Annotated in this window: 2 protein-coding genes; both read left to right on the forward strand. The window is 73.2% G+C overall.

Features of this window, described 5'->3' with window-relative positions; all coding sequences use genetic code 11:
* Window positions 1–2149: glycosyltransferase family 39 protein (locus HO151_RS01190; protein ID WP_173894285.1), on the forward strand; the 2149-nt coding region annotated here is incomplete at its 5' end.
* 120 nt (window positions 2150–2269) lie between these two features.
* Window positions 2270–3748, forward strand: a complete 1479-nt coding sequence (locus HO151_RS01195) for an MFS transporter (RefSeq protein ID WP_173894286.1) — start codon at window positions 2270–2272, stop codon at window positions 3746–3748.
* The last annotated feature ends 158 nt before the right edge of the window (window positions 3749–3906 follow it).

The raw sequence follows: 3906 nt of genomic DNA on the forward strand, positions 1-3906 counted from the left end.
CGCCGCCGGTCCGGGGGACGGCGGTCCCGAGCAGCCCTTCGCGCGGCGCCTCTGGCGCGGGCGGTCCGAGGACGGCCGCTGGGTGCGCCCCGCCCTCCTCGGCGCGCTGCTGCTGATCGGCGCGCTCTACACCTGGAACCTCACGGCCTCCGGGTACGCCAACTCCTTCTACTCCGCGGCCGCCCAGGCCGGCAGCCAGTCCTGGAAGGCCTTCTTCTTCGGCTCGCTCGACCCGGCCAACGCCATCACCGTCGACAAGCCCCCGGCCTCCCTGTGGCCGATGGCCCTGTCGGTGCGGCTGTTCGGCCTGAACTCCTTCGCGATCCTGTTCCCGCAGGTGCTCATGGCCGTCGCCACGGCCGCGGTGCTGTACGGAGCCGTGCGCCGCCGGTTCCGTGCCGCGGCCGGCCTCCTCACGGTGGCGGTCTTCGCGCTCACGCCCGTCGCCGCGCTGATGTTCCGCTTCAACAACCCGGACGCGGCCCTCGCCCTGCTGATGGCCACCACCGTCTACTGCGTGCTGCGCGCCATGGAGAAGGCCGAAACGAAGTGGCTGGTCTGGGCGGGCGTGGCCGTCGGTCTGGCCTTCCTGGTCAAGACCCTCCAGGCCTTCCTGATCCTGCCGCCCCTCGCGCTGGTCCACCTGGTCCTCGCCCCGACGAGCCTGCGCAGGCGCGTCGGGCAGGTGCTCCTGTCCGGTCTGGCGATGATCGCCGCGGGCGGCTGGTGGGTGGCGCTGGTCGAGCTGTGGCCCGCGTCCTCCCGCCCGTACATCGGCGGCTCGCAGAACAACTCCTTCCTGGAGCTGACCTTCGGCTACAACGGGCTCGGCCGCATCAACGGCGAGGAGACCGGCAGTGTCGGAGGGGGCGGCGGGGGCGGCGGCTGGGGCGAGACCGGCTGGGACCGGATGTTCGGCTCCTCCGTCGGCGGCCAGATCTCCTGGCTGATCCCGGCCGCGCTGATCCTGCTCGCCGCGGGCCTCGTCCTGACCCGGCGGGCCGGGCGGACCGACACGGCCCGTGCCGCGTTCCTCGCCTGGGGCGGTTCACTGCTGATCACCATGGTGGTCTTCAGCTTCATGCAGGGCATCTTCCACGAGTACTACACCGTGGCCCTCGCCCCGTACGTCGCCGCCGTGATCGGCATGGGCGCGAGCGTGCTGTGGGAGGAGCGCGGCCGGATGCCGATCGCGCTCACCACGGCGGCCGGCACGACGGCCACCGCGGTCTGGGGGTACGTCCTGCTGAACCGCTCCTCCGACTACCTGCCCTGGCTGAAGTGGCTGGTCCTGGTGGGCGGCCTGGTCGCCGCGCTCGGCCTGGTCTTCGTCGCACGGCTCGGGCGCCGGCTCACGCTCGGGGTGGCCGGGCTCGCCCTCGTCGCGGCGCTGGCGGGCCCGGCGGCGTACACGCTCACCACGCTGAACGAGGGCCACAGCGGCTCCATCGTCACGGCGGGCCCGTCGGTCCCGGGCGGTCGCGGCGGTCCGGGCGGCGGTGGTGGAGGTGGCGGCATGGGCGGCGGTCCCGGTGGCGGCGGCATGCCGGGCCGGAACCAGCAGGGCGGCGGCATGGGCCAGCCCCCGACGGGCGGCTTCCCCGGTGGCGGCCAGACCCAGGGGCAGGGCCAGCAGAACGGCCAGAACGGCCAGGCTCAACCGGGTGGCGGCACCGGTACTGGCGACGGCGACGGCGGAGGCACGGGCGGTCCGGGCGGAGGCGGCCCCGGCGGCGGTGGCGGCATGGGCGGCCTGCTCAACGGCGCGACCGTCGGTTCCGAGGCCAAGGCCCTCCTGGAGAAGGACTCCGGTCACTACACCTGGGCCGCGGCGGCCGTCGGCGCGCAGAACGCGGCGAGCTACCAGCTCGCCACCGGCGACCCGGTGATGGCGATCGGCGGCTTCAACGGCAGCGACCCGTCGCCGACATTGGCCCGGTTCAAGGAGTACGTGGAGGACGGGAAGATCCACTACTTCATCTCCTCCGGCTCCATGGGCGGCGGTGGTGGCGGTGGCGCTGGCGGCGGTGGCGGTGGCGCCGGTGGCGGCAGCGGCGACTCCGGCACCGCGTCGGCGATCAGCGCATGGGTGCAGGACAACTTCAAGGAGGTGACGGCGGGTTCGTCCACCTTCTACGACCTGACGTAGCCCACCAGCGGCTGACGGCTCCCCTCCGGAGGGGGTGGGAGCGGCGATGCACCGCTCCCGCCCCCCTCCCCGCAGAAAAGCTCTCGTACGCCGTACAAGGGCTGTTCTACGGTGTACGACATGCCAACCTCGCAAGGCCACCCCCAGCGGTGGCTGATCCTCGGTGTCATCTGTCTCGCGCAGCTGACCGTGCTGCTCGACAACACCGTGCTGAACGTCGCGATCCCCTCCCTCACCGAGGAACTGGACGCGGGCACCGCCGACATCCAGTGGATGATCAACGCGTACTCGCTGGTGCAGTCGGGCCTGCTGCTCAGCGCGGGCAGCGCCGCCGACCGCTACGGCCGCAAGAAGATGCTGGCCACCGGTCTCGTCCTGTTCGGCGCGGGATCGCTGGTCGCCGGACTCGCCGACACCTCCGGGCAGTTGGTCGCCGCCCGCGCGGGCATGGGCGTCGGCGGCGCGCTCCTGCTCACCACCACGCTCGCCGTCGCGATGCAGATATTCACGCCCGAGGAGCAGCCGAAGGCCATCGGCATCTGGAGCGCCGTCAACGCCCTCGGGTTCGCGACCGGTCCCCTGCTCGGCGGGTTCATGCTCGACCACTACTGGTGGGGCGCGATCTTCCTGGTCAACCTGCCGGTGGTGGCGCTGGCGCTCGTCGCGGTGATCTCCCTCGTACCGGAGTCGAAGAACCCGCGCGGCGACCGCCCCGACCTCCTCGGCGCGCTGCTCTCCACGATCGGCATGACCGCCCTCGTGTACGCGATCATCTCCGGCCCGGAACACGGCTGGACCTCCGGCCGCGTCCTCGCCACGGCGGGCCTGGCGGTCGTCGTCCTGGCGCTCTTCGCGTACTGGGAGAGCCGGATCCCGTACCCCATGCTGGACCTGCACTTCTTCAGGAACCGGCGCTTCACGGGGGCGGTCGCCGGTGCCGTGCTGATCACCTTCGGGATGGGCGGCGCGCTCTTCCTGCTGACCCAGCACCTCCAGTTCGTCCTCGGGTACGGGCCGCTGGAGGCGGGACTGCGCACCGCGCCGCTCGCCCTGGCCGTGGTGGCCCTCAACTTCACCGGCCTCGCGGCCAAACTGACGGCGAAGCTGGGCACGCCGGTGTCGATCACCCTCGGCATGGTGCTGATGTCGGGCGGGCTGGTGTCGCTCGCGACCCTCGCCACGAGCGGCTACCCCGGCACGCTGCTCGGCCTCCTGCTCATCGGCGCGGGCGCCGCGATCGCCAACCCCGCCATGGCGTACGCCATCATGAGCGCGATCCCGCCGGAGAAGGCGGGCGTGGGCGCGGGCGTCAACGGCACGCTGGCCGAGTTCGGCAACGGCCTGGGCGTGGCGGTGCTCGGCGCGGTCCTCAACGCCCGCTTCGCCGCGCTGATCCCGTTCGCCGCGGCCTCGCTGCCGGCGACGCTCGCCGCCGCGGACTCGGCGGACGAACGCGCGCGGGTCACGGACGCGTTCGCCTCCGGTCTGGGGACCAGCCAGCTGGTGGGCGCGGTGGCCGTGCTGGCGGGCGGACTCCTGGCCGCCGGGTTGCTCCGGCGGGCGGAGAGGGAAGACTCCGCGGTGGCGGCGCAGGTGTGAGGCCCGTCGGCATCAGGGCGGGGCGGCCCCCGGTGTTCCGGGCGCCCTTCGCCGAGAGTTCCGAGGAAGGTGCGCCATGGTGAGGGCAGCCGACCGGGCCGGACGCCCGGCGCGGACCAGCGTCTGGCTGGAGGGCAGGGCCCCGCGCGGCGGCGGCG

The organism is Streptomyces sp. 8P21H-1 (genome assembly GCF_013302945.1).